Annotated in this window: 18 protein-coding genes and 2 pseudogenes; 6 read left to right on the forward strand and 14 right to left on the reverse strand. The window is 43.9% G+C overall.

Features of this window, described 5'->3' with window-relative positions:
• Positions 1-539: 539 nt before the first annotated feature.
• Entirely contained in the window at positions 540-1,379 is an 840-nt protein-coding gene (locus tag AB4517_RS16950; RefSeq protein ID WP_008216642.1) for a helix-turn-helix transcriptional regulator, read from the reverse strand.
• Between the two features lie 379 nt (positions 1,380-1,758).
• On the opposite strand from AB4517_RS16950, the gene AB4517_RS16955 reads away from it, so the two are divergent.
• The 4 genes from AB4517_RS16955 (at position 1,759) to AB4517_RS16970 (ending at position 7,123) form a co-directional block, all read left to right on the forward strand.
• Complete coding sequence (locus AB4517_RS16955) at positions 1,759-3,663, forward strand: fructose-specific PTS transporter subunit EIIC (protein WP_372103450.1); 1,905 nt, start codon at positions 1,759-1,761, stop codon at positions 3,661-3,663.
• Positions 3,664-3,773: 110 nt separating this feature from the next.
• Positions 3,774-4,991, forward strand: coding sequence for a mannose-6-phosphate isomerase, class I (gene manA / locus AB4517_RS16960; protein ID WP_372148859.1), 1,218 nt, complete (start codon positions 3,774-3,776; stop codon positions 4,989-4,991).
• Between the two features lie 265 nt (positions 4,992-5,256).
• A complete protein-coding gene (locus tag AB4517_RS16965) occupies positions 5,257-5,697 on the forward strand; it encodes a PTS sugar transporter subunit IIA (RefSeq protein WP_017092234.1) in 441 nt (146 codons plus the stop codon).
• Between the two features lie 13 nt (positions 5,698-5,710).
• On the forward strand, positions 5,711-7,123 hold the full coding sequence (locus AB4517_RS16970; protein ID WP_371705494.1) for a fructose-specific PTS transporter subunit EIIC: 1,413 nt from the start codon (positions 5,711-5,713) through the stop codon (positions 7,121-7,123).
• A gap of 157 nt (positions 7,124-7,280) precedes the next feature.
• Here the strand turns inward: AB4517_RS16970 and AB4517_RS16975 are convergent, their stop codons facing one another.
• The 4 genes and pseudogenes from AB4517_RS16975 to AB4517_RS16990 all read right to left on the reverse strand — a co-directional run bounded on the left by AB4517_RS16975 (position 7,281) and on the right by AB4517_RS16990 (position 11,332).
• Entirely contained in the window at positions 7,281-8,786 is a 1,506-nt protein-coding gene (locus AB4517_RS16975; RefSeq protein ID WP_017069781.1) for a bifunctional diguanylate cyclase/phosphodiesterase, read from the reverse strand.
• A 209-nt stretch (positions 8,787-8,995) separates the two neighbouring features.
• A pseudogene (locus AB4517_RS16980) lies at positions 8,996-9,219 on the reverse strand (GGDEF domain-containing protein); the annotation flags it as partial.
• A pseudogene (locus AB4517_RS16985) lies at positions 9,212-9,525 on the reverse strand (LysR family transcriptional regulator); the annotation flags it as partial. The pseudogenes AB4517_RS16985 and AB4517_RS16980, both read right to left, overlap by 8 nt.
• A gap of 181 nt (positions 9,526-9,706) precedes the next feature.
• Positions 9,707-11,332, reverse strand: a complete 1,626-nt coding sequence (locus AB4517_RS16990) for an ABC transporter substrate-binding protein (RefSeq protein ID WP_372148862.1) — start codon at positions 11,330-11,332, stop codon at positions 9,707-9,709.
• A 173-nt stretch (positions 11,333-11,505) separates the two neighbouring features.
• On the opposite strand from AB4517_RS16990, the gene mpaA reads away from it, so the two are divergent.
• Positions 11,506-12,213: a murein tripeptide amidase MpaA gene (gene mpaA / locus AB4517_RS16995; RefSeq protein WP_372148865.1), complete on the forward strand. Its 708-nt coding sequence runs from the start codon at positions 11,506-11,508 to the stop codon at positions 12,211-12,213.
• Positions 12,214-12,621: 408 nt separating this feature from the next.
• Here mpaA and eat read toward each other — a convergent pair whose 3' ends face one another.
• Genes eat through AB4517_RS17010 form a run of 3 tightly spaced genes read right to left on the reverse strand, consistent with a single transcriptional unit; the run spans position 12,622 to position 16,318 of the window.
• Positions 12,622-14,019 (reverse strand): ethanolamine permease, encoded by a 1,398-nt coding sequence (gene eat / locus AB4517_RS17000; protein WP_017061647.1) that lies wholly within the window; start codon positions 14,017-14,019, stop codon positions 12,622-12,624.
• A 24-nt stretch (positions 14,020-14,043) separates the two neighbouring features.
• Positions 14,044-14,913 carry an ethanolamine ammonia-lyase subunit EutC gene (eutC, locus tag AB4517_RS17005; RefSeq protein ID WP_136974151.1) on the reverse strand — a complete coding sequence of 290 codons (870 nt, stop codon included), beginning with the start codon at positions 14,911-14,913 and terminating at the stop codon, positions 14,044-14,046.
• Complete coding sequence (locus AB4517_RS17010; protein WP_017061645.1) at positions 14,906-16,318, reverse strand: ethanolamine ammonia-lyase subunit EutB; 1,413 nt, start codon at positions 16,316-16,318, stop codon at positions 14,906-14,908. The genes eutC and AB4517_RS17010 overlap by 8 nt, the downstream gene beginning before the upstream one ends.
• 200 nt (positions 16,319-16,518) lie before the next feature.
• Here AB4517_RS17010 and AB4517_RS17015 point away from each other — a divergent pair, with 200 nt between their 5' ends.
• Positions 16,519-17,439 carry a helix-turn-helix domain-containing protein gene (locus AB4517_RS17015; RefSeq protein ID WP_372148877.1) on the forward strand — a complete coding sequence of 307 codons (921 nt, stop codon included), beginning with the start codon at positions 16,519-16,521 and terminating at the stop codon, positions 17,437-17,439.
• Between the two features lie 104 nt (positions 17,440-17,543).
• On the opposite strand, the gene folM is transcribed toward AB4517_RS17015, so the two are convergent.
• The 6 genes from folM to AB4517_RS17045 all read right to left on the reverse strand — a co-directional run.
• Complete coding sequence (gene folM, locus AB4517_RS17020) at positions 17,544-18,260, reverse strand: dihydromonapterin reductase (protein WP_372148869.1); 717 nt, start codon at positions 18,258-18,260, stop codon at positions 17,544-17,546.
• Positions 18,257-18,895, reverse strand: coding sequence for a GTP cyclohydrolase I FolE (folE, locus tag AB4517_RS17025; RefSeq protein WP_102398130.1), 639 nt, complete (start codon positions 18,893-18,895; stop codon positions 18,257-18,259). Before folE ends, folM begins: the two co-directional genes overlap by 4 nt.
• Before the next feature lie 18 nt (positions 18,896-18,913).
• Positions 18,914-19,285 carry a dihydroneopterin triphosphate 2'-epimerase gene (gene folX, locus AB4517_RS17030; protein ID WP_017067658.1) on the reverse strand — a complete coding sequence of 124 codons (372 nt, stop codon included), beginning with the start codon at positions 19,283-19,285 and terminating at the stop codon, positions 18,914-18,916.
• A 97-nt stretch (positions 19,286-19,382) separates the two neighbouring features.
• On the reverse strand, positions 19,383-19,880 hold the full coding sequence (gene folK / locus AB4517_RS17035; RefSeq protein WP_102320872.1) for a 2-amino-4-hydroxy-6-hydroxymethyldihydropteridine diphosphokinase: 498 nt from the start codon (positions 19,878-19,880) through the stop codon (positions 19,383-19,385).
• 464 nt (positions 19,881-20,344) lie between these two features.
• A complete protein-coding gene (locus AB4517_RS17040; protein ID WP_372148872.1) occupies positions 20,345-21,046 on the reverse strand; it encodes a hypothetical protein in 702 nt (233 codons plus the stop codon).
• Between the two features lie 62 nt (positions 21,047-21,108).
• A partial coding sequence (locus AB4517_RS17045; RefSeq protein WP_372148874.1) for an AAA family ATPase occupies positions 21,109-22,956 on the reverse strand: 1,848 nt, incomplete at its 5' end.

Genomic DNA, 22,956 nt, shown 5'->3' on the forward strand with positions numbered 1-22,956 from the left:
TCTGAAGATCATATTATCTATAGAATTTTTAATTTGTAGTATTATAAGTCAAGGTTGTGATGGGGCGTATAAACCTGAATATTTGATTTCGAGACATGAATTACACGTTAGTAAACAAAGAATAAGCCGAAGCGAAGTAAGCATTTAAAATCAATAACTTAAAAACATTTAAATCAGTAAGCCGGACAACAACAACAAGATTTTATCGTCTCGATAAGTGGTTTTTAATTTACTTATCATCCATTAAATGCATCGCGTTAATACATCAACTCTCACACGTTTAATTCAATAAATAGGCAACGAAAAACAATAAGCAACTCGCAAAGCGAAGCCTTAATGTTATTAATTGGGTTTATTTAGTGAAACGGGATAAATAGAGAACGTGCCTAAAGATAGGTTTGGAAATAAGGTATAGAAATAAACAGCAGAGGAGAACACAAAGCAAATTGATCACCACAACACAGAGCTCACTGTGGTGATCTAGTCATACAAATTTCGGTCGTATAAGCTCTGGTCAAAAATGGCAATTTGAAGGGATATTAGATTGACCCACGATATTCAGTCGGGGTTCTTCCGGTGCGGTTTTTGAATACTCGGCAGAAGTAATTCACATCCTTAAAGCCACAACGTACCGACACTTCATTGAGCTTGAAGTTGTATTTTTTGAGCATGAACTTAGCGCGGTCGACTCGAACACGGGTGATGTATTCTGCCAGCGTCATGTGGCCTTGTTGGCGGAACATTCGCGACAAGTGGTTCGATGAAATGCTAAAGCGCGAGGCAATGCTGTCTCGGGTGATTTGGCGGTGGAAATTCTCTTGAATGTAGATACAAATCCCTTGATACACATCCTGTACGCGGCTGTGAGACTTCTCGACAGGCGCATCCAGCATCGTCTTGCTGTATTGAAGCAACGCTTGCAGCAATAACTCATCCATCGGCTGCTTGTTGCTCTCGCGCGCTAACGAGCTGAGCGCCTCCAAAATATTATCAATCGCAAAGCCAGAGCGAGTCTGAATACTATGCTTTTGGATATCGTAGAAGCTCTCTTCCCCTTTGCGCTTGCTCACCAAGCTTAAACCAAGCTGACGACGCCCAAACAACATACTCAGTACCGAACAATCAGTATCCCAGTTCGGCTTGTTCCAACAGTTAGGCGGGATGAAAATCGCATCCCCTGCTTTCGCAACAACATTGGTGATCTTGCGATCATGACTCTCCATTTCATTAATATACTCACCGTCGAGCACCAGCTCTAAACGCGGAAAGTTCACCTGATAACTGAATGCTGAAGGCGTGTGAAAATCTCCCGCAAACCAGATGTTATGAAACGGTTCTCGCTCGTTTAATACCGACGAGATTAGGTCATGAAATATCATTGTTTCGAACTCTTATAAGCAGCAATAAGGCTACGGGAATAGATATACTCCTTAGTGAAACATAGCGCTATTGAGCAAAATCACAATTTGAGATCTAGGTTACAAAAATCCAGTAGTGGAAATAAATCTCCAGTCTAAGGCCAGATTTAGAACACTGTTATCATGATAGAAAAATCAATCTAAGCCCTTATCAATAAAAGCGTTATAACCTCATAAAAGCTGTCAACACTCCCCCAAACAGGCACTCCTAACCGATCAAAATCACACTCCATTTATAAGGCAACAATCATCCAGTAAATGCATTTTTTCTTCACTACAGAAGGCAAGCTGTAGATTCCAGAATACCCCTAACAAAATAAAAACAGAGTAGGGGTTCATTATGATCACGACATTGATCAACCAAAATTTGATTAAGCTTTCGCTTAGCGCTAATTCAAAAGAAGACGTATTTAAAGAGCTGATCGAGGTGCTGTACGCACAAGGTCGAATTTCAGACAAAGCACAGTTCCTTACCGACATTAAAGCTCGTGAAGAACAAGGTAATACCGGATTTGAAGAAGGTATTGCTCTGCCACATGCGAAAAGCGCTGCGGTCATCAAACCCGCGGTTGTTATCGGTGTCCATCAACAGGGTATCGAGTACGGCGCCGATGACGGCCAGCCATCAAAACTGTTCTTCATGATTGCCTCTCCTGATGGCGGCGATAATCACCACATCGAAGTACTGGCAGAGCTTTCTTCAAAATTGATTGAAGAAGGTTTCATTGAAAACTTCATGAATGCTCAATCTGAACAAGCGGCATTAGAGCTACTGCTTACCAAACCTGAACCTGCTGAGACAGAAACCAATGTTGAGAAGCAAGGCTTCATCATTGGTGTGACAGGCTGCCCAGCTGGCGTCGCACACACATATTTAGCAGCCGAAGCACTAGAAAAAGGCGCGGCGGCTCTTGGCTACGACATCAAGGTCGAAACCAACGGTTCTATTGGCGTTAAGAACAGCCCAACTCGAGAAGAGATCGAACGCGCAGATGCGATTGTGGTGGCTTGTGACAAACAGGTCGACATGGCTCGCTTTGCCGGAAAATGCGTTATCAAAACCAACGTAAAAGCGCCAATCAAAGACGCGCAAGGCTTGATTAAGCAAGCACTCAACGCGCCAAGCTACCAAGCAGAACAAGCACCGACCAACCAATCTGTTGCAGAGAAAGCCTCGCAAGCACGTTCAGACCTTTACCGTTACTTGATGAATGGCGTATCTCACATGATCCCATTCGTGGTGACGGGCGGTCTTTTGATTGCCCTAGCACTAGCCATTGGCGGTGAGCCGAGTGAATCTGGCATGGCAATTCCTGCTGGCAGCATGTGGAACCAAATCCTAGAGGTGGGTGTGGTGGCCTTCACCCTGATGATCCCAATCTTGGCTGGCTACATTGCTTACGCGATTGCTGACCGCCCTGCCCTAACCCCTGGCTTAATTGGCGGCTGGATTGCCAACAACGGTTCTTTCTATGGCGCTGACGCAGGTACTGGCTTCATTGGCGCAATCATCGCGGGTTTATTAGTGGGTTACTTCGTTAAATGGATTACTTCGTTTAACTACCACAAATTCGTTCAACCGCTTGTGCCTATCATGATCGCTCCGATCACTGGCTCTTTGTTCATCGCAGGTTTGTTCATTTTTGTTATTGGCGCACCTATCGCTGGGCTGATGGATGCTCTTACTGCACTGCTAACCAGCATGAGTACAGGCAACGTGGTTCTGCTTGGTATTGTCCTTGGTGGCATGGCCGGCTTTGATATGGGCGGCCCGTTCAACAAGGTGGCGTTCCTATTCTCAGTCGGCATGATTGCCAGCGGTCAAACTCAGTTCATGGGTGCAATGGCGTGTGCAATCCCTGTCGCTCCCCTTGGTATGGCTATCGCAACCAGACTTGGCCGTAAGTTCGACCTATTCGAATCTTCTGAGATTGAAGCAGGTAAAGCAGCAGGCGCGATGGGCTTGGTGGGTATCTCTGAAGGTGCGATTCCATTCGCGGCTCAAGATCCAATGTCAGTTATCCCAGCCAACGTGCTTGGCTCAATGACTGCTGCGGTAATGGCGTTCTCGTTTGGTATCACCAACAGTGTTGCTCACGGTGGTCCAGTGGTCGCTCTGCTCGGCGCAATGAACTACCCACTGCTAGCACTGTTGTGCATGGCGTCTGGTGCAGGCGTAACTGCGGTTACTTGTATCGCACTTAAAAATCTACGCAAAGCCAAGCTAGCAACAGCAGCGGCTTAAGCCATTTCAACTCCAATGGCTTGAGCCCCTCTACCCTACTGTTTTTAGTAGCTAATAGTTTTTTAGGAACGAATAGAGCTCAAGCCATGTTTCCCTTCATGGTGATTTCGATGTCTAATTTTTCTTTAGCGAACGACTCGTTCGTACAACGCTTTTTCTACCCTATGACCAACGTGATTCAAAACTACGCATGGGGTAGCCCTTCTTCGTTTAGCCAGCTATTTGGTATTGATAACCAGTCTGGTGAGCCGCAAGCGGAGATCTGGATGGGGGCTCACCCGAATGGTTGCTCAATGGTGAACGACAACGGGCAGCAGACCACATTATCGAGCTTGATTTCTAAGAACCTAAACCTGTTTTTAAGCGAGAAAGTCGCAAGTCGTTTTGGCGAACTGCCGTACCTATTTAAGGTGTTAGCGGCTGAGAAAGCATTGTCTGTTCAAGTACATCCAAACAAACAGCAAGCCGAATCAGGCTATGCTCTCGAAGAGCAGCAAGGCATTCCAATGACCGCGGGCAACCGTAACTACAAGGATGCCAACCACAAGCCCGAACTGGTGTATGCCCTAACCGACTACACCGCAATGAATGGCTTTAGGTCGATCAACGAGATCCTTGAGCACTTCCATTATCTCGACATTCCAGAGCTTCATTCGATGGTCAACGATCTCGCGGGCGATCAAACGCCTAATGGATTAGCCAGCTTCTTCGCGAGCTTATTGTCTTTGCAAGGTGAACAAAAAGGCATGGCGCTGACCATGTTGCTGATGAAGGCCAAGCTTTCTGATGCACCCGTGTTCCAGTTGATTTCAGAATTAGAACAGCAGTATCCAGGGGATGTCGGCCTGTTTGCTCCGCTGCTATTGAACGTGCTCACCTTAAAGCCCGGACAAGCCATGTATCTGGATGCCGAGACACCTCACGCTTACATTAAAGGTACGGGCTTAGAAGTGATGGCGAATTCAGACAATGTACTCCGCGCAGGGTTGACGCCTAAGTACATGGATATCAATGAATTAGTCTCTTGTACTCAATTCAATGAAAAGCCTGCGGATAGATTACTGCTCAGCCCGATTGAGCAAGGTGATGTGATGGAATATCAAATTCCAGTCGAAGATTTTAAGTTCTCTATCGTGCAAAACTCACATCAGAGGAAGATCACTACCGAAGGTGCCGAGATCCTACTGCCACTCGATGAATCCATGGTGCTAACCCATCAATGTGGTGAAACCTGCGTAATAGAGAAAGGCCAATCGGTATTCATTCCTGCTTATGCTGAGAGCTACAAACTGGACTGCGTTGGCCGAGTAGCGCGTGCTTACAGCTAGCTCCCTTAGAACTCAGTACAAAGTCTTACTGCCCTGCTCATGCGGGGCATTTTTGTTCCTAGTGCTTTTTTGTTCCTACAGAAAGTTATTTCAACACCGAAGTACACCAGCAAATATGACTCATCTCACACTGGATGAATGATGCAAATCACACTTAATTTTGCTGGATACAAATGTACAGTGAAGGGCTTTTATTTGCTATTTCGCGAATCGGGTTAATCCATTAATTTTAATTCAAGAACTTCAATAGTGAATGAGTTAATAAATGATCACACAGCTAACTAACGTCAACTTAATTAATAGCAACCTTCAAGCGAATAATAAAAAAGAACTGTTTGAAGAATTGGCAAGCATGTTATTTGAGAACAACCGAATCAGTAATAAAGAAGCCTTCTTGGCAGACATCGAAATTCGTGAATCTCAAAGCATTACCTCAATGGACGGCATCGCTTACCCACACTCAAAAAGTAAGGCGGTAACTGAGCCAGCAATCGCTGTCGGTGTTAAGCGTGAAGGTATTGAGTATGGCGATGAAGACGGCATCAATCCAACCGTGTTTTTTATGATTGCCTCACCCGATAACGGTGCTGACCATCATATTTACGTACTACAAGAACTATTTGGAAAATTCAGCGATGAATTTATTCAAGATATCCATAACGCAAAAGACGAACAACAGATCCTTAATATTTTAATTAATTCATAAGGCGTAGAAAATCATGAGCACCCTAACAACTCAAGCTACGAATACCAATAATAAAAATAGTAGTAGCGACTTTAAAAAAATCCTTAGTACCATGAAAGGCCACCTGCTTTTCGGAACCTCACACATGCTACCTTTCATCGTAGCCGGTGGTGTTCTGTTGGCGTTAGCGGTAATGGCATCAGGCAAAGGTGCTGTACCAGCAGACGGCATGCTAGCAGACATCTCTAATATCGGTATCAAAGGCCTTGTTCTTTTCCCAATCATTCTTGGCGGCTTTATTGGTTACTCAATTGCAGACAAACCAGCACTTGCACCTGCGATGATCTCTTCTGGCATCATGGCAGACATGGGCGGCGGCTTCCTTGGCTGTATCGTGGCAGGCTTTATCGCCGGTGGCGTGGTGTTCCAACTTAAGAAGATACCACTTTCTGCAAACATGACGGCGCTGGGTGCGTACTTTATCTACCCGCTTCTAGGTACGTTAATCTCTGCAGGTATCGTACTGTGGGGCATCGGCGAGCCAATCAAACTGTTCATGTCGTCTATGAACGAGTTCCTAGCTTCAATGGCTGGCGCGTCTAAGATGGTTCTGGGCACAATCCTTGGCGGTATGACGGCGTTTGATATGGGCGGCCCTATCAACAAAGTAGCGACCCTATTTGCTCAAACTCAAGTAGACACCCAACCATGGCTAATGGGCGGTGTAGGCATCGCGATTTGTACTCCACCTCTAGGTATGGCTCTGGCGACTTTCCTATTCAAAAACAAGTTCTCTAAACAAGAGCAAGAAGCAGGTAAAGCAGCAGCAATCATGGGTTCTATCGGTATCTCTGAAGGTGCTATCCCATTCGCAGCGAATGACCCAATGCGCGTTCTTCCTTCAATCGTAGCCGGTGGTATCGTTGGTTGTGTGTTTGGCTTCATGACAGACGTTCTGCTGCACGCACCGTGGGGCGGCCTAATCACTGCGCCAGTATCAAGCAACATTCCAATGTACGTGGTCGGTATTGCACTTGGCTCGCTAACCACAGCCGTTATCGTTGGCTTCTGGAAACCAGTCGCGGTAGAAACAGAAGAAGATATGGTTGAAGCGCCAGTACAAGCTCAAGCGGCTCCTGAAGCAGGCGAAGGTGAGTACGACATCGTAGCAGTAACATGTTGCCCTTCTGGTGTTGCACACACCTTCATGGCAGCGAAAGCACTAGAGAAAGCAGGCTTAGCCGCAGGCCTTAAGATTAAGGTAGAAACTCAAGGTCAAAACGGTATTCAGAACCGCATCAGCGACCTAGACGTAGCGAACGCAAGACTGGTTATCTTGGCTCACGATATTCAAGTGAAAGACGCTCACCGCTTTGCTAACGCGAACGTGATTGAGTGTTCAACCAAAGAAGCAATGAAGAAAGCCGCGACTATGGTGGCTATTTAAAACCTGAAACAAGTTAGAAGATAAAATTACTACCCCCTAGTAACTAAAATCCCCATTCGTTTTGTCAGCGAATGGGGATTTCTTATAGTTAGGCCAACAGCATCCTTCTCGATACAAGTCATCTGTATCTCTGTAGCCTAGATGAAAAAGTATTAAGTTATGTTGTTGAACATGGTTCTATTTCAGAGGTGAGACTTTCTTTCAACTGCTTATATGGCATCGGGTAGCCCAGATAATAACCTTGGGCTTGTTCGCAATTTAACGTTTTCAAAATTGACAGTTGTTGAGCATTTTCAACCCCTTCAGCCACAACACTAATGCCAAACCCTCGCGCTATATCAATGATACCAGACGTTATAGCTCTAGAACGATAATCATCTTCTAACCCACTGATGTAACTGCGATCGACTTTGATTTCATCTACATCCAATTTGCTAAATATACCAAAAGACGTGTAGCCAACACCAAAATCATCTATCGAAAAGGACACCCCTTGTTTTTTTAACTTCTGAACAGCGATTGCACACTGATCTATATCTTTCAAAATAGCGGTTTCAGTGATTTCCAGACAAAGTAAGCGAGCAAACTCGGGATCCTTTCGTAGATATTCGTCCAGATGGTTCATGTCATCAACGCTATTTAGCTCTACCGCTGAAATATTGACCGAGACACTATTAAGCTCATTCCCTAGCAAGCCATTAGCCCTAAGTTGTGACGCAGTCTTCTCTAGAACTAACGTAGTCAAATCACGACAAAAATAATTCTCTTCTGCTAGCGCGACAAAGATATCCGGTGAAACGACACCATAGCGCTCATGCGTCCAACGAGACAACACCTCCACACCTGCGACGAGTCTACTTTCAATGTTGAATTTAGGCTGAAACACAATATCAATCGCTTTGTCATCAATCGCTTTACGTAATTCTTGCACCATTTCTTGACGTTGACGTTCAAGCTCAGTGAGTTTTGGGTCATGAAATTCAATCGTGTCCTTGCTTTTCTTTGCTTCAGTTAAGGCGTGGGTAGCAGATGCCATGAGTTGCTTGGCATTATTCCCATCCGAGGGGAATAGAGCAGCGCCAATACAACAAGTGGCGTGGATATCATAACGATAAGCACACTGGTTAAATCTACGATGTACGAGGGCAATGTAGGATTCAATATGCTCCGTGTGGTTGAGTTTAACCAAGCACGCGAAGCCATCTGAGTGCACTCGTGATGAAAGCGGTTGATGCTCTATAGGAAGTTCAATAGATCGTGCGATATCTTTTAAAAATGAATTAGTATTCTCGAATCCGATCTGGTCAGCGACAGATTTGAAGTTATCAATGTCTAATAAGAAGAGGACATAATGGTCACTGGCTTGAGAATTTTTCAGTCTTTTATTTAAATATCGATAAAAGACTGAAGGGCTATGAAGTCCAGTCACACTATCAAGATCGTTAGCGTCCTCTAAATCTCGATTATTTTTCTGGACCATTACCCATAATAAAATAGACGTTAGAATGATAAAGATCAGACCTTTAACTGTCTGAGCTAAGGCGTGTTCGTATAGATTATTTGATAGTGACTCAACTGCGAGATCAGAGAATAAAACCCATAATGATGACAGTATTAAGTAACTGAATACTATGTTGACCGGATATCTTTTTGTCTTGTTCATCGTTAGCTGCTATCTCTCAGTCTAATGTGTCATGACTTATATGTTATAAATTGCTCATAACGTAGCACCAACATAAATCGCAATCTACCGCTCGCGTTTTTATTTTTGATTTTTATTTACCGATTTTCGTTATCACTTTGCGCGACGAAAACCTTTTAGGGCTAAAACATGCGAAAAACAATTTGTGTGGATGTTGGCTCTTAGTCAAACTAAGAACTGCCGATCGCTTTTGTTGATGCCGGGTATGACTCTTCAATCACAATTGTATTTCGTCCTTTTAGCTTTGTTTGATAAAGCGCGCGATCGCACGGTCTTTCCACTTTTCATTTTCTGATAGCAAGCTAATACCAAAACTAGACTTAATTGTTAGAGTTGGCTATTGCTCAAGTTTGATCTTCTGAATTGCTGAGCGTAATTTCTCTGAAAGGGCTGCACACCAGTTGCCAATGTTCTTGAAACAATCGCTCGCAATGAGTGTCTTCGCTTTCGACCTTGCCGTTGGTCAGCTCGATATCGACATTCTGACAAGGGTTAGTTGATGGCCAGTCCACCAGCTGAATATTAAGCCTGATAAAAGAGTATTTTTTATAAAAGGATGGCAGGCGAGGAAGGTTTCTAAACTTTTGAGCTGTTGGCTAACCGCCGCTTGCGTGACACAAAGCTCTCGGGCAGCCGCGCCAATGGAACCAAGACGAGCAACAGCTTCGAACGCAACAAGAGCACGTAGAGGGGGTAACATGGCTTCACCTGATTGAAATAAAAGTGAAAAATACTTCAATCAGGTTTCAGTTTTTTGCGGTTCCAGTTACAGATTAATGACGAAGGGACGTTGATCAGATATTTATGATCACCGTCCCTTTTCTTCTATCTCTTATATCTCTTATATCTATACGTTAGGCCTGAACTCGCATTTAGCCTATCTACTCTTTGATATAAAGATCCTTAGAATAGATGCGCCCTTCCACGTTGTTCTTCGCAAAGCCTCCAACACTTGGTCGCACTAGACGAGCCTGCATGTAGTAATAGATAGGCGCGATCGGCATATCTTCAGCCAGTAACTGCTCCGCTTGGTCATAGAAGCCTTGGCGATCTTGTTCGCTGGTTGCTGACAGTGCGCTGTCCATTGCAGCGTCGTACTTGTCATTGTTGTAACGCGCAAAGTTACCCGAAGACTCAGAGCGCAATAGGCTCAAGAAGGTCGACGCTTCATTGTAATCACCGCACCAAGAAGCCCGCATCACATCAAAATCACCTTGGCGACGTGATACTAGATAAGACTTCCACTCTTGATTTTCCAACTCAACTTGCGCGCCTAAGTTGCCTTTGAGCATGGAAGCGATAGCCACAGCAATCGACTTATTCGATTCACTGGTGTTATAAAGCAATTTGAAATCCAATGGATTAGCCGCATCGTAGCCCGCTTCTTTCAACAGCTCTTTCGCCTTTTGGTCGCGCTCCTTTTGAGTCCATGTGCTGTATTCAGGCTGAGTCGCATCAAAGCCTGCAGTGTATTCATGAGCAAAGGTATAAGCCGGCAAGTTACCCACCTGAGTGACGCCATTGGTAATCACATCACGCATCATTGAGTAAGACACCGCTTTACGCACTCTCGCGTCATCAAACGGAGGTCGTGTGGTATTGAATGCGTAGTAATAAGTACACAGTAGAGGGACGGCGGTATAAGCGTCTTGATACTTTGTTTTCAGCTGCTGCGCCATTTGTGTTGGTACGTCAGAAGTGATATCCACCTCGCCCACCGCATAACGGTTAATCGAAGCGTTTTGGTTTTCGAACGGAATGTAAGTCACTTGGGTTAGATTGGTATCTGAACTAGCCCAATAGTTAGGGTTCTTCTTCAATTCAATACGTTCATTAATAACCCACTCGTCCAAAACAAACGCGCCATTACCGACAAACTGCTTAGGGTCACTCCATGGCTTATCGCTGTTTTCTAGCGTTGCCTTATGAACAGGCATCATCGATGTATGGCCTGTCATCGCCACAAAGTAAGGCACCTTGCTATCGAGCTCGAACTTCACCGTGTGTTTATCAACGGCTGAGACACCTAGATCTTCAACGGGCTTCTTACCTTCTGCCACGTCAGCAATGTTGTTGATTCTGGTGAGCTTGAGATACCACACGTTTGGCGAAGCCAGTTTCGGGTCGACCGCGCGTCTTATCGCGTACACGAAATCATCGGCCGTCACCGGATCGCCATTCGACCATTTCGCGTCTTTACGTAGGTGGAATACAAACGTCTGGTTGTCTTCGGTTTCCCAAGACAGTGCAACACCTGGGGTAATATTGCCATCGCGATCTTGAATCACTAAACCCTCAAAGAGGTCACGTAGAATATGCATTTCCGGCAGGCCTTCTGCTTTCGCAGGGTCAAGCGTCGCCGCTTCTGCATCATTAGCACGAACTAAGTGTTGGTCTTTTGCCAGCGAAACACCAGCAGGTAAGGTTTCAGCAGCGGCAGTCACTGATATAAAAGGGGTCAATAAAAATGAAATGAGTAAAGCCGTTGAATGTTTTTTAAAATCCATGTTTGTTTGCTCTCCTAGCCTATCTTTGAAGCAAGTAATAAAATTAACAATGCGACGGTTGACGAGTTTTGACGCTATGGTTTATTTAAAGGGGTTCATCTAATGAACTTAGTTAATGATTAATATAGCCAATAGTGAATACTTGATAGTACTTGATCAATCAGGAGATTAAGGTGAGTTTAATTCCAAGAACGGAAAGAGCTGCGTTTTCAATAAAGCCGCTGTCATATGGGAAATCGGTGTTGGGTGCGCCTTTGCTCTATTTCCCCGCGCAAATAGAAAGCGAGTCTCGCGGGCTGATCTTAGCAGGCACACACGGTGATGAAACCGCTTCTATTGCGGGATTATCTTGTGCGCTGAGAAGCTTGCCAGCCGCCAACTTGCGACACGATGTGATTCTGTCGATGAACCCAGATGGCAATCAATTAGGCACTCGCGCCAACGCAAACCAAGTCGATCTGAACCGCGCCTTTCCAACTCAAAACTGGACAGCAAACGGCACCGTCTATCGCTGGAGCTCCCACACACCAGTCAGAGATGTAAAAGTGAAAACCGGGCAAGCCGAACAACTTGAACCTGAAGTGCAATCGCTCATAAACCTCATCGAACAGCGCCAACCTAAATTCGTCATCTCTTTTCACGAACCACTCGCCATGGTCGATGACCCCGATCGATCAGAACTCACCACTTGGCTAGGTAAGCAATTCAACCTGCCGCTCGTTGAAGACGTCGATTACGAAACCCCAGGCTCATTCGGCACATGGTGTCAGGAAAGAAACCTACCGTGCATTACTGTAGAACTACCGCCCGTTTCTGCGGATTTAACTATAGAAAAGTATTTGGATGCGTTTGTCGCAGTGTTGGGGTGTGAGGGAAATTAGTCTGGAGTAGGCTACATATACACATGCGAACAGTAATTCATCCTAATTACTAGTGAATCATATATTCCGTCTACTGAATCAATCCCATTCATAATCTATGCCGAATTCTTCCTTTGCATCATTTCAACTTATCTTTAGAGAAAGGCAATCGACATGATTAGCGCGATGAAAACTTCACTATCAATGAACTTCGGGGCTCGTCGCTATGAATCTAACTCGTTATAAAAAATCATGACAAGTGTCTGGACAAAAACGTTCCAAGAAAATGATCCTAAAACAGCACTATTTCTAAATTAATATTTATCGTTAGAGGTGATGGCGATTGGGGTTTACACGCAAGTTACTACAAGTAGTGTAATAAAGGCTCCAGCAAAGCACTAGAGCCTTAAATACCATTAGAAATTGAATCTAATTAGTAGCCTCAAGCTCTTTCTCTGCAACCGACAGCATCTCAAACTCTTCCTCAGCGGTCGATGCGACCAATTTATTACGGCTATATAGGCCATAATAAGCACCACCAATCACAAAGAGTCCCATAGTCATAAAGAATGCAGATGGGTCAAAAGCATAAACACCCGTCATTGCAATAAGCGACAGCACTAGTGAAGTGCCGGAAGTCAGCATGCCACCCGGTGTTTTGTATGGACGGTGAAGCTCTGGTTGCTTGATACGCAACAATATATGACTAAGCGACATTAATGCATAAGACACTGTCGCCCCCACTACCGCCATCGCCAAGATCAGGTCGCCTTCTCCGGTCAATGACACAGCAAAACCAAACACACCCGGCACCACTAAAGCACGAGCAGGCACTTTGTTTTTGTTTGTAAGCGACAAGCTTTGAGGCAAGTAACCCGCACGAGACAATGCAAACACTAAGCGGCTATAACCGTAGATAATCGAGAAGAATGAAGCAATAAGTCCTGCAAGTCCTAGTATATTAACAGCCGTTGCAACGGTTGGATTACCGGTCAACTTCAAGGCATCGACTAGAGGAACGGCACTATTCGCAATCGCTTCAGAACCCACAGCGCCCGCAAGCAGCAGAACGACTAAGGTAGCGGTGACCAGTAAGAATAACATTGCGCCGATAATACCTTTGGGTACATCCTTGGCCGGGTTTTTCGCCTCTTCAGCAGCCAGTGGAACCCCTTCTACCGCAAGAAAAAGCCACATTGCAAACGGTAGTGCCGCCCATACACCATACCAACCAAAAGGAAGTAGTTCTGTGGCTTGTGCGGTTGCCGGAGCGATATCAAACAGATTATTAGCATCAAACTCACTAACCAATACGCCTGCTGTCATAAGAATTGCTAGTACGGCTAACCCACTGATGACCATCATGACTTTCAGAGCTTCTCCTACCCCTGCCATATGAATACCGATAAAGATGGCATAAAAGATCGCGTAAACAAGAGGACCATCGATACCCATTAGTTCATTCACCGCTGAGCCAATAAAAATGACAATCGCGGCAGGTGCAAGGGCATACTCAATTAAGACGGATAAGCCGGTAAAAAATCCCCCCGTTGGTCCCATGGCTTGTCGAGCAAAACTATAGCCACCTCCTGCAGCGGGAATAGCCGCAGACATCTCCGCCAAAGAAAGGACAAGGGTAAAGTACATCACCGCCATAGCAATTGCAGCAATAAGAAAGCCTCCCCAACCAGCTTGACCGATACCAAAGTTCCAGCCTGCAAAGTCACCAGAGATCACGTATGAAACGCCTAACCCTGCTAGCAAAATCCACCCAGCAGTGCCCCTTTTAAGTTGTCTTTGCGCCAAATATTCCTGATGTTCTGACATTGTAAATCCCTCTATTTTTGTCTTTTATCCAATTAAAAAATTGCCTGTGTGCTTGTCTTCTAACTGCTCACCACCTTCTTCCTCGATACTCGAACGGTCTTTAAGGTTGACCCCAGAAAGCTCTAGCCGACGAGCTTCCTTCAATAGGTATACCGCTCGCTTACACGCATCTTCATAAGCCAACCCCTGTGGGCGAATATTAGAAATGCAGTTCCTATCAGAGTCTTTTGTTCCTCTTCTCGCCTGCCAAGTCAGGTACATACCCATGCTATCTGGAGAGGTCAGTCCCGGGCGTTCACCAATCAAAACCACCACCATCTTGGCTTGTAAGCACTCGCAAACATCATCTCCTATTGCCACTCGGCCCTGCCTCACAACAGTAATAGGAGCAACATGCCACGGCACTTCGTCTTCCCCTAATAAAGAAAGCAGATGCTCAATGACTGGATTTGCATGATTTTGAATGGCAATTGAAGACAAGCCATCAGCCACTACTATCGCGAGATCAAACGGGGGAGACTCTGAATGAAGAACGGCTTGCAACTGATTCCAACAGACGTCATCAAGCTCACGACCAAGATCCGGCCTTTGCAAATACATGAATCTGTCTGTCGCTTTGCTGTGCGCCTTAATTGGTGCCTGAGAAGTGTGTTGAATGACCGAGTTTGATTGAGCGATGAGCTCAACCAATGAATCCACATCTAAAGCACAATGAACGGCATCCATCGCCTGTGCATGGTCGAGTTGAAATGAAAGCAACTCTTTAGTTGGAACGCTATTTCCACTTCGACCCAGTGCAATACGTGCCGATGTAAAACCTTTAAGCTCGTGCCAAGGGTTTTGAGTTACCAACTTAGAAGCAGAATGTTTTGCCATAGAGACCACCTTACCCATGTGCGGGGCCTCCATTAAGTTGTGCTAGAGCGCCAGCAAATGAGCCGGAGAGTCGTTCATTTAGGCGCACATCTTTTACATCATCAAAAATCTGCATCTGAGTTAGCCACTCCTCAAACTCCGGCGCAGGTTTTAAACCCAACACCTTGCGTGCATAAAGTGCATCATGAAACGAGGTTGTTTGATAATTGAGCATGATGTCATCGGAACCCGGAATCCCCATAATGAACGAGCACTCAGCGACACCGAGCAATGTCAGTAAGTTATCCATATCATTTTGATCGGCATAGGCATGGTTGGTATAGCAGATATCACACCCCATCGGCAGGCCAAGCAATTTGCCACAAAAATGGTCCTCAAGCCCTGCTCGAATAATCTGTTTTCCATCAAAGAGATATTCAGGGCCGATAAAGCCGACCACGGTATTAACCAACAATGGATTAAAATGACGCGCTACGGCATAAGCCCGTGTCTCACAAGTTTGTTGGTCCACACCATGAAAAGCATTGGCAGAGAGAGATGTTCCTTGCCCTGTCTCAAAGTACATGACGTTACTTCCAACGGTGCCTCGGTTCAGCGAAAGCGCCGCTTCGTTTGCTTCTTTAAGGATCGAAAGGTTAATACCAAAGGTGTCGTTCGTACCTTGAGTGCCACCAATAGATTGAAAGACGAGATCCACCGGAGCGCCCATCTCAATCGCTTCAATCGTGTTTGTAACATGGGTTAATACGCAAGATTGGGTCGGGATCTGGTAGTGTTGAATGACCTCTTCCATCAGATTCATCAACTTAATTGCCTGTGGTACATTATCTGTTGCGGGATTAATGCCGATCACAGCATCACCATTGCCATACATCAAACCATCAAAAATACTGGCGGCAATGCCATTGAGAGAATCGGTTGGATGATTGGGCTGTAAACGGGTGGATAAACGACTAGGCAAGCCAATGGTGTTACGAAACGCAGTCACTACCCGACATTTTTTGGCGACTTGGATCAAATCCTGATTACGCATGATCTTACTCACTGCAGCCACCATTTCTGGAGTTAAACCAGGACGCAGCTTTGCAAGCGTGAGACTATCGGCTTCATCACTTAGCAGCCAGTTCCGAAAGTCTCCCACTGTAAGGTGATCAATCGCTTTAAACGCCTCTCTATCATGGCTATCAATGATTAAACGAGTAACTTCATCACTTTCATAAGGGATCACCGCTTCATTTAAAAACGTCTTTAGGGGCAAGTCTGCCAGTGTCATCTGAGCTACAACACGCTCTGCAGCAGAAGTCGCAGATACACCAGCCAAAACATCCCCTGAACGCTCTGGCGTAGCCTTTGCCATCAGATCTGCTAACGACTCAAAGTTAAAAACCAGGTGCCCTTGTTGTCGGCGATAAGCTGCTGTCATAAATTCCCTCTTCATAAACTGGTTCAGTTCTTGCTCAATAACCTTTTGTATATATGAGTAATTAAGCGATTTTTGAACCGAATGAATATCAAGAATCGGCAAACATAAAAAAGCATTAATAAACATAAACTTAAAGACACACTGTACTAATATGGGTCACATGGGTAGGTCATGGAATGATGAGAAAGGATGAAGAATTGATGCGTTATGCACCTAATTTGTGCACATTCAACACATTTGATGCAAATCAGCAGGCAGCCAGCCTCTTTAACTGGCAGCAAGAATATGACCAACTGAGTCAAGGAAGTTTTCTAGGTCAGATCCGTGAACGAAAATTTTCTCACGTGCACCTATTTCGAGAAGACAGCAACCGAAAGCTTAAGCAGCAATGTCGTATTAATGAAGGGATTTGGTTAGGAATCAGTGCTAACGATAGACCTTTACACATCAATCACGCACAAGGTAATCCTGATAGTATTTTGATCCGTGAGGCTGGGGCGGATTTTGAGCTACTTACGCCAGAAACCTTTTCTATTTATGGGTTAGTCATAAGCCCTTCACTGGTTGAAATGATTCAGCAACAGCTAGAGATTGAATCGTTAAACAGCAAGAGCCACTTTCTTGGTTGCTCTCAACACTACACCCAACAAATAAAAGCTTACTTGAGCTTACTACTCTCCCCGAGTAAATCTCGCTGGTCTTTTCAAACTCATCAATCCATTGTTCAAGATATGTTGGTCGAATTGTTCGCTCAATCGTCTAATCAAAATATGCAAAAAACCAATGCCTCACAGCGTGAGAATACAATGCGTCGAATTAGGCAGTACCTAGATAACTCGCAGTACCGTAAACCCGTCACCGTGTCTGAACTGTGCGATGCGGTTTATGTCAGTCGCCGTACGCTGCAATACACCTTTGAGTCCTGTTGTGGCATATCACCAAAACAATTTATACAAAATGTACGTCTCAACCAGGTACGGCGCATTCTGCAAAATCCGAGCGAACAACGGTGCATCAATGAAATCGCCTTTGACTTTGGTTTTTTTCATCTGGGATATTTTTGCCAAAGCTACAAGCAGTTGTTTGGTGAGTCGCCCATGCAAACACGTTCTAATGTCTAAAACCCAAAAAGTGTCGAGGGACAACTTAAAAAAATGTAGTTAGACGATATGAAAGACGAATAGATTAGTTGCCTATCCTGCCTCAAGATCACAACGCATGAACTTCACTTCAAGTGCCTGCCGCCATCAAGGTGCAAAGTCCTTCCTGTCATATAGTGACTAGCCAAAACAAACTTAATGCCATCTATCACTTCTTCAAAGCCTGCCTCTGCGGGAATCAGTGCTTTTTTCAGAGCTCTGGTTTTGTACGCCTCGTCATCATGTTCATTGAATTTTATCATGGCAGGAGAGAGAGTATTGACTTTCACCTTGGGAGCCAGCATCGCTGAGAACGACAGCGTCAAGTTGTTGAGTGCGGCTTTACTGGCCGCGTAAGCGATGTGTTTTTTACTGCCTTTTTCCGCAACGTAATCACTGATGTGGATGATGTCCGACGTTTTATCGCTAGACATTAGTTGGTCTTTGAGCATTAAATTAACCAGATAAGGCACGGTGGCGTGAATCGTCATCATCTGGTGCATGATTTGTAATGCGTTTTCACTGGGATTTTTTTTGTTCTCCGGTTGCCAGTCGGAAGCGTTATGGATGATGGCTCGAATCGCCTTATATTCTTGACCAACATAATGCAAAAAACCCTCTAAGCTACTTTGTTGATAAAAATCTACCTGTTGCAAGTCGGCTCCACTGTCGCGCAGTATTTTCAGCTGGGGATAGTCGCTTCGGTAAGTGCCAACGACTTTGTATCCGTCAGATATAAGTTGCTGCGCCAGAGCGAATCCTAAACGCTTCCCCACTCCAGTTATTAGAATCGTTTCACTCATCGTAAAAACTCAGCTCTAGTTTGAGGGTTAGTTTTGAAACTGCCACCAAGCGCGGTTGTGGTGGTTTCAGAGTTAGCGTCCATAACGCCTCTCGATTTAACGCAGTAGTGAGTTGCTTTAATCGTCACAGCCACATTTTCTGTTTCGACTAGAGTCTGTATCGCGACCAGGATTTGCTGTGTAAGGCGTTCTTGAACCTGCGGACGCTGAGCAAAGAATCGAACAATACGGTTTATTTTAGATAGCCCAAGAATCTTGGATTCTGGGATATAAGCCACTTGTGCTAAACCATCGATGGTGATGAAGTGATGTTCGCACGTCGAAGTTAAATCTATATCCGATACCTTAACCATTTCATCAACTGACATTTTGTTGTCGATAACACTAATTTTGGGGAAGTTATTGTAGTCGAGCCCTGAAAATATCTCGTGAACGTACATCTTTGCAATGCGATGAGGTGTTTCAGCGAGACTGTCATCGGTTAAATCCAGCCCGAGCGTACTGACAACTTCCGTCAAAAGCCCTTTGATGCGGTTGTACTTCTGGTCGGGGTTCATTTCGCTCGATGTCATCGGGGTTTCAAGCCCCTTTTCGAGCAAAGCTTCTCTTACTTTTTCAGCTTCTGTGGTTAGCATTGAGTCGCTCCTTATGAGTTAATCTTCAAGTTCTGCTTCATAGCTCAGGGTGAGCGAGACGGAATCGGCGAAACGTAGAGCATGAGGCTTGTCAATTCTCACCTGAGCGTATCGGACCCATGAATGGTCGATACAAATACCGAGTACGTCGCTGGTTAACTTTTCTAAAAGCAGAAACCGTCCAGATTCAACATGTTCAATAATTTTTTTGCAGATATTTTTGTAGTTAAGTGCGTTCTCCACATCATCAGAGAGGCAAAGGTTGTTCGCGGGATAATGGATCTCCGCATTTATGACGATGTCTTGCTGCTTGGTTTTTTCTTCTTCGTTGAAGCCGATGAAGGTTCTTAATCTGAGATTTGTGATGGTGATAATCGCATTGTGATTCATAACAGTTTCCGATCCTTAGAAGGTAGAGTGAGTTACGTGCCTATTAGAGGAAAAGATCAATAAAGCCCAAGCGTTCTGTTTAAAGCAGTTACAGGGACTAAGTGAAGCTGACCTCGAACGGTATAAGTTCGGTTTTCTGACTCAGCTGATCGAAGTTGTTCCAGAGATGCTGAAAAGAGATATCTAGAGTGGGATGAAGTTCTTGCGCGGCAACATCAACTAACGGTCGAAGCACAAAAGCGTACTCGGTGATTTCACCTCGAGGCAGCTCTACTCCATCAATAATGCCTACTTCGTTACCGTAAAGAAGGATATCGATATCCATCGTGCGCGAGGCATATTCTTTAGTTTCTCGCTTGCGGTCATTTTCTAATTCGATTTGATGCAGAACCTTAGCCAGTTCAGCGATAGAAAGGTCACATTCAAACCCTGCGACTAGGTTTAGGAAGTTGTCCCCTTCAAAACCAACAGGCTCACAATCGTAGAAATTAGAAATGTTCAGAGGTGCAAAGTGACTATTCAATGCTTTGAGAGATTCTGTGATGTGATGTTCGCGGTTAATGTTGCTTCCGATGCTGACATAGACGGTGGACATATTGTTTTCTCCCTTTTAGCTAACCTCTTACGTTGTAAGTCGCTAGGAAGATCAGCTATGTATCCGTTTGATGTCGGGAGGGTAAATGAAAATCTCCCGACAACTCATATAGAGTTCGGTTCTGAGTCGGAAAGGAGGACTTTTGAACTAGAAAATGCCACGGGCGAAAATTCAGCTTATGAAGGTTCTGGACAGAAATGAGTTTTGGAAAATCAAACATTAGCAACTTATGAATAACTACAGGTATGGCAAATAGCAAAAATGACGTGCAGGACGCACCGGAAGGCGTGTCGAAACCTCTACCTTACGGAGAGCGTACTCACCTTGAGAAAAGCATCAAGGCCGCCCTCCTTCTAGAGTAAATCGGACAATTTACTTATATAGAGGCTCGGGCTTGTTCAACACTTGGGATTTAACGTTGGCTACGCAACGCTTAATCCTTATCTATTAGGTGCGTGTCCAAATTAAAAAGGGATTTCTCCAAGAAAGCTGCTATCACCCGACTCAACAACGGCATCACCATTTACCTTTGTAATCAGAAGTTTGAAAAAAGATTCTATTTCGTACAACGCGAGCTTTAAAAACACACCCAACGATTGGCTATCAAATTTTGTTTTGCCTTTGAATACCTTGATCTTTTTCGAAGCGTTAATCTTCAGCGAATGTTTTAAATCATTATTGACTCGCCTTAAATCGTCAATGAATTGATAGCCACTTAGCTCATCCAGATCGATCCCATTGGCTGAAAAACAGCTATTTAACGCTTTTAAATTTGATAAATGGCTGGTTTTTTGAGAATAGTAGGTAAAAATTATCTGCTTCAGTCGAATCTCAATTTCTTTATATAGAAACATCACTTTCATTTCGATTAGCGCTAATGCATGCAATTCTTTGGCTTCGTTAAAGAAATCAAATTGAGCATTTGCAGCCATTTCTTCTAATATTAGCTCTCGTTCAACACCATAGTCATAATTGTGATAATCGTAATCATCTCCCATTTCTTCCATAGACTGCTTGGCAGATGAGATGTAGTCAGACAGTTCTTTTTCGGAACGTCTTTTGTACTCTAGATTTTCTAAATACTGTTTATCCTGGTACTCATCTAATGCATCAAATAGTGAGTAGACATTCACAAATGAGTCAATTCCTTCATCGAGTTTATCCACTTAAATCTCCATTTCTTATACAACGAGGGCAACTAATGCTAATCACTCTTAAATACTTGATACTAAGCGTTTTGCACTAAGTCTAATGCTTTGTCACGGTCAACTACACCATCCCCGCTGCAGGTCTGGCAGTCAATTCTACCAGTGTCACAAGTTGGGCATGGTATTTTCTCAAATTCACTTAGATCAAGTGTTATGAGTTTACTTTCATAAATAGAGCCCATCCCTTTACATGCTCTGCAGTCTTCCTTCCCTAACTTGCATTTACCGTTGCATACAGGGCAGGTATGTAAAATATCTTCAATTTCATCTTCAACGACAAGGCTTTCTAAGTCACTAGGTGTGAACTCAAGTTCTCTTGGACTTATTCCTACAATTTGACGAACAAACTTTACTATCGAAGCGTCTCCCTGAATATCGATATCTCTAGCAAATTCCCATGCAGACAAGGGCTTACCTTTGTTTTTATCATACGAATAATCATGCGAGTCTTCGAAGTTTTGAATCGAAACATAACGTTTAACTAAACTTGGAAAACGCTCATTGCTTTGCACCATTTCATCCCAAATGGTCTGATTCAGTGTCCACGCACTGTTTCTTTTTGGAGTTTGATCATCTTTTTTACGTATTAGATTCCCACTTTTGTCATATTGATACCTACAATCGCTGTCATGGATAACATGCTGTTTAATCTTAAAGTGCGTTAACACTTTAATGAAAAATGGCATATTGTTTTTAGTGCCAGTATTTAGAACAAAAATATCTCGCTCAGGATAGTATTCGTGCAATAGCTGGCGGACTACAATAGCTTCGGTATCTCCTTCAACAAGCACTACTTCATCTGCAAAAAATGTTTCGCAAACATGTGGATTGAAGCGATTAAGCATTAAAATTCTATCTCTATTTCCCCCCTGAGAATCAAACACATCATCACCAACTTGATGAATGTCTGTTGTTTTGTCAGCATTTACAGTTAAACGTGCCAATGTCGTATGCGGTTTGGACAGATCTATAAGCTGTGGATTATGAGAGGCACATAAAATCTGAAACTTCGATTTATGACATAATGAATACAATGTGTCCTTTAAAAGTCGTATTCTTTTAGGGTGTAGATATAACTCAGGCTCTTCAAAAAGAATGATAAATTCTTTTTTTACAACTTCATTTCCATCTTCAGGGTCATAATTATTCTTAGATAACCCTAAAAAGTTAAACATTGCTTGCCTAATTACACCGTGCCCATGAGAGCTAAAGTCACTCTTTCCATCTGTTGCACTGTTGTTAATTGCCACACAAAACTCTTTATCTAGCGCTTTAGTAACATCAACCTCTTGCCCTATTACTGGAGAAATTGATAGCGATAGCTCAGGGAAAACTTTTTGAAAGTTTGAGTTAGCTTTATCAGCAAATCCCTTAACAAGAGATGTATCTTCAATTGTAGATTGAAGTTCATTTAGCTTATCTAGGGCTTCTTGATATGCTTTGGCATGTTCTGTTGAAAGGGTCTTAAGTACCTGTTTCTTTATTGTTTCAGTAATCCACTTACTTAACTCATCAGGTGTCGGCATTGCAGGTATAACGATTGGCGTCGGTGCTTCTTTTGATAAGTGAGCATCGAAACCACCAAACCCATTATCGACGTATTTACCAATAGCTGGATCGAAAGTTTCCTTTTTCCCTTCTTTTCCTGCTTGTGACCAGGTTTTTTTAAACTTAATTTCATTCACAGAAGAGACCCAGCGACTTAAACCTTTTTTATCAAAAACAACCGAGTCTCCCTCCTCCTTGATAAAAACCATTTCCATTTCAATTTTGTTGGTTTCGTCAAAGTTATGGAAATCGGAAAGAACACATTTTTTCTTAGAAGTTACAAAGTATTCGTAAGCATGTAAAAAAGTCGATTTCCCAAC

The organism is Vibrio sp. 10N.222.52.C3 (assembly GCF_041474195.1).
GTDB classification, from domain to species: Bacteria; Pseudomonadota; Gammaproteobacteria; order Enterobacterales; family Vibrionaceae; genus Vibrio; species Vibrio crassostreae_C.

Coding starts and splice junctions, on each gene's coding strand:
- AB4517_RS16950 (WP_008216642.1), bottom strand. CDS start 1,379: ATGATATTTCATGACCTAATCTCGTCGGTATTAAACGAGCGAGAACCG.
- AB4517_RS16955 (WP_372103450.1), top strand. CDS start 1,759: ATGATCACGACATTGATCAACCAAAATTTGATTAAGCTTTCGCTTAGC.
- manA (WP_372148859.1), top strand. CDS start 3,774: ATGTCTAATTTTTCTTTAGCGAACGACTCGTTCGTACAACGCTTTTTC.
- AB4517_RS16965 (WP_017092234.1), top strand. CDS start 5,257: ATGATCACACAGCTAACTAACGTCAACTTAATTAATAGCAACCTTCAA.
- AB4517_RS16970 (WP_371705494.1), top strand. CDS start 5,711: ATGAGCACCCTAACAACTCAAGCTACGAATACCAATAATAAAAATAGT.
- AB4517_RS16975 (WP_017069781.1), bottom strand. CDS start 8,786: ATGAACAAGACAAAAAGATATCCGGTCAACATAGTATTCAGTTACTTA.
- AB4517_RS16990 (WP_372148862.1), bottom strand. CDS start 11,332: ATGGATTTTAAAAAACATTCAACGGCTTTACTCATTTCATTTTTATTG.
- eat (WP_017061647.1), bottom strand. CDS start 14,019: ATGTCAGAACATCAGGAATATTTGGCGCAAAGACAACTTAAAAGGGGC.
- eutC (WP_136974151.1), bottom strand. CDS start 14,913: ATGGGTAAGGTGGTCTCTATGGCAAAACATTCTGCTTCTAAGTTGGTA.
- AB4517_RS17010 (WP_017061645.1), bottom strand. CDS start 16,318: ATGACAGCAGCTTATCGCCGACAACAAGGGCACCTGGTTTTTAACTTT.
- AB4517_RS17015 (WP_372148877.1), top strand. CDS start 16,519: ATGCGTTATGCACCTAATTTGTGCACATTCAACACATTTGATGCAAAT.
- folM (WP_372148869.1), bottom strand. CDS start 18,260: ATGAGTGAAACGATTCTAATAACTGGAGTGGGGAAGCGTTTAGGATTC.
- folE (WP_102398130.1), bottom strand. CDS start 18,895: ATGCTAACCACAGAAGCTGAAAAAGTAAGAGAAGCTTTGCTCGAAAAG.
- folX (WP_017067658.1), bottom strand. CDS start 19,285: ATGAATCACAATGCGATTATCACCATCACAAATCTCAGATTAAGAACC.
- folK (WP_102320872.1), bottom strand. CDS start 19,880: ATGTCCACCGTCTATGTCAGCATCGGAAGCAACATTAACCGCGAACAT.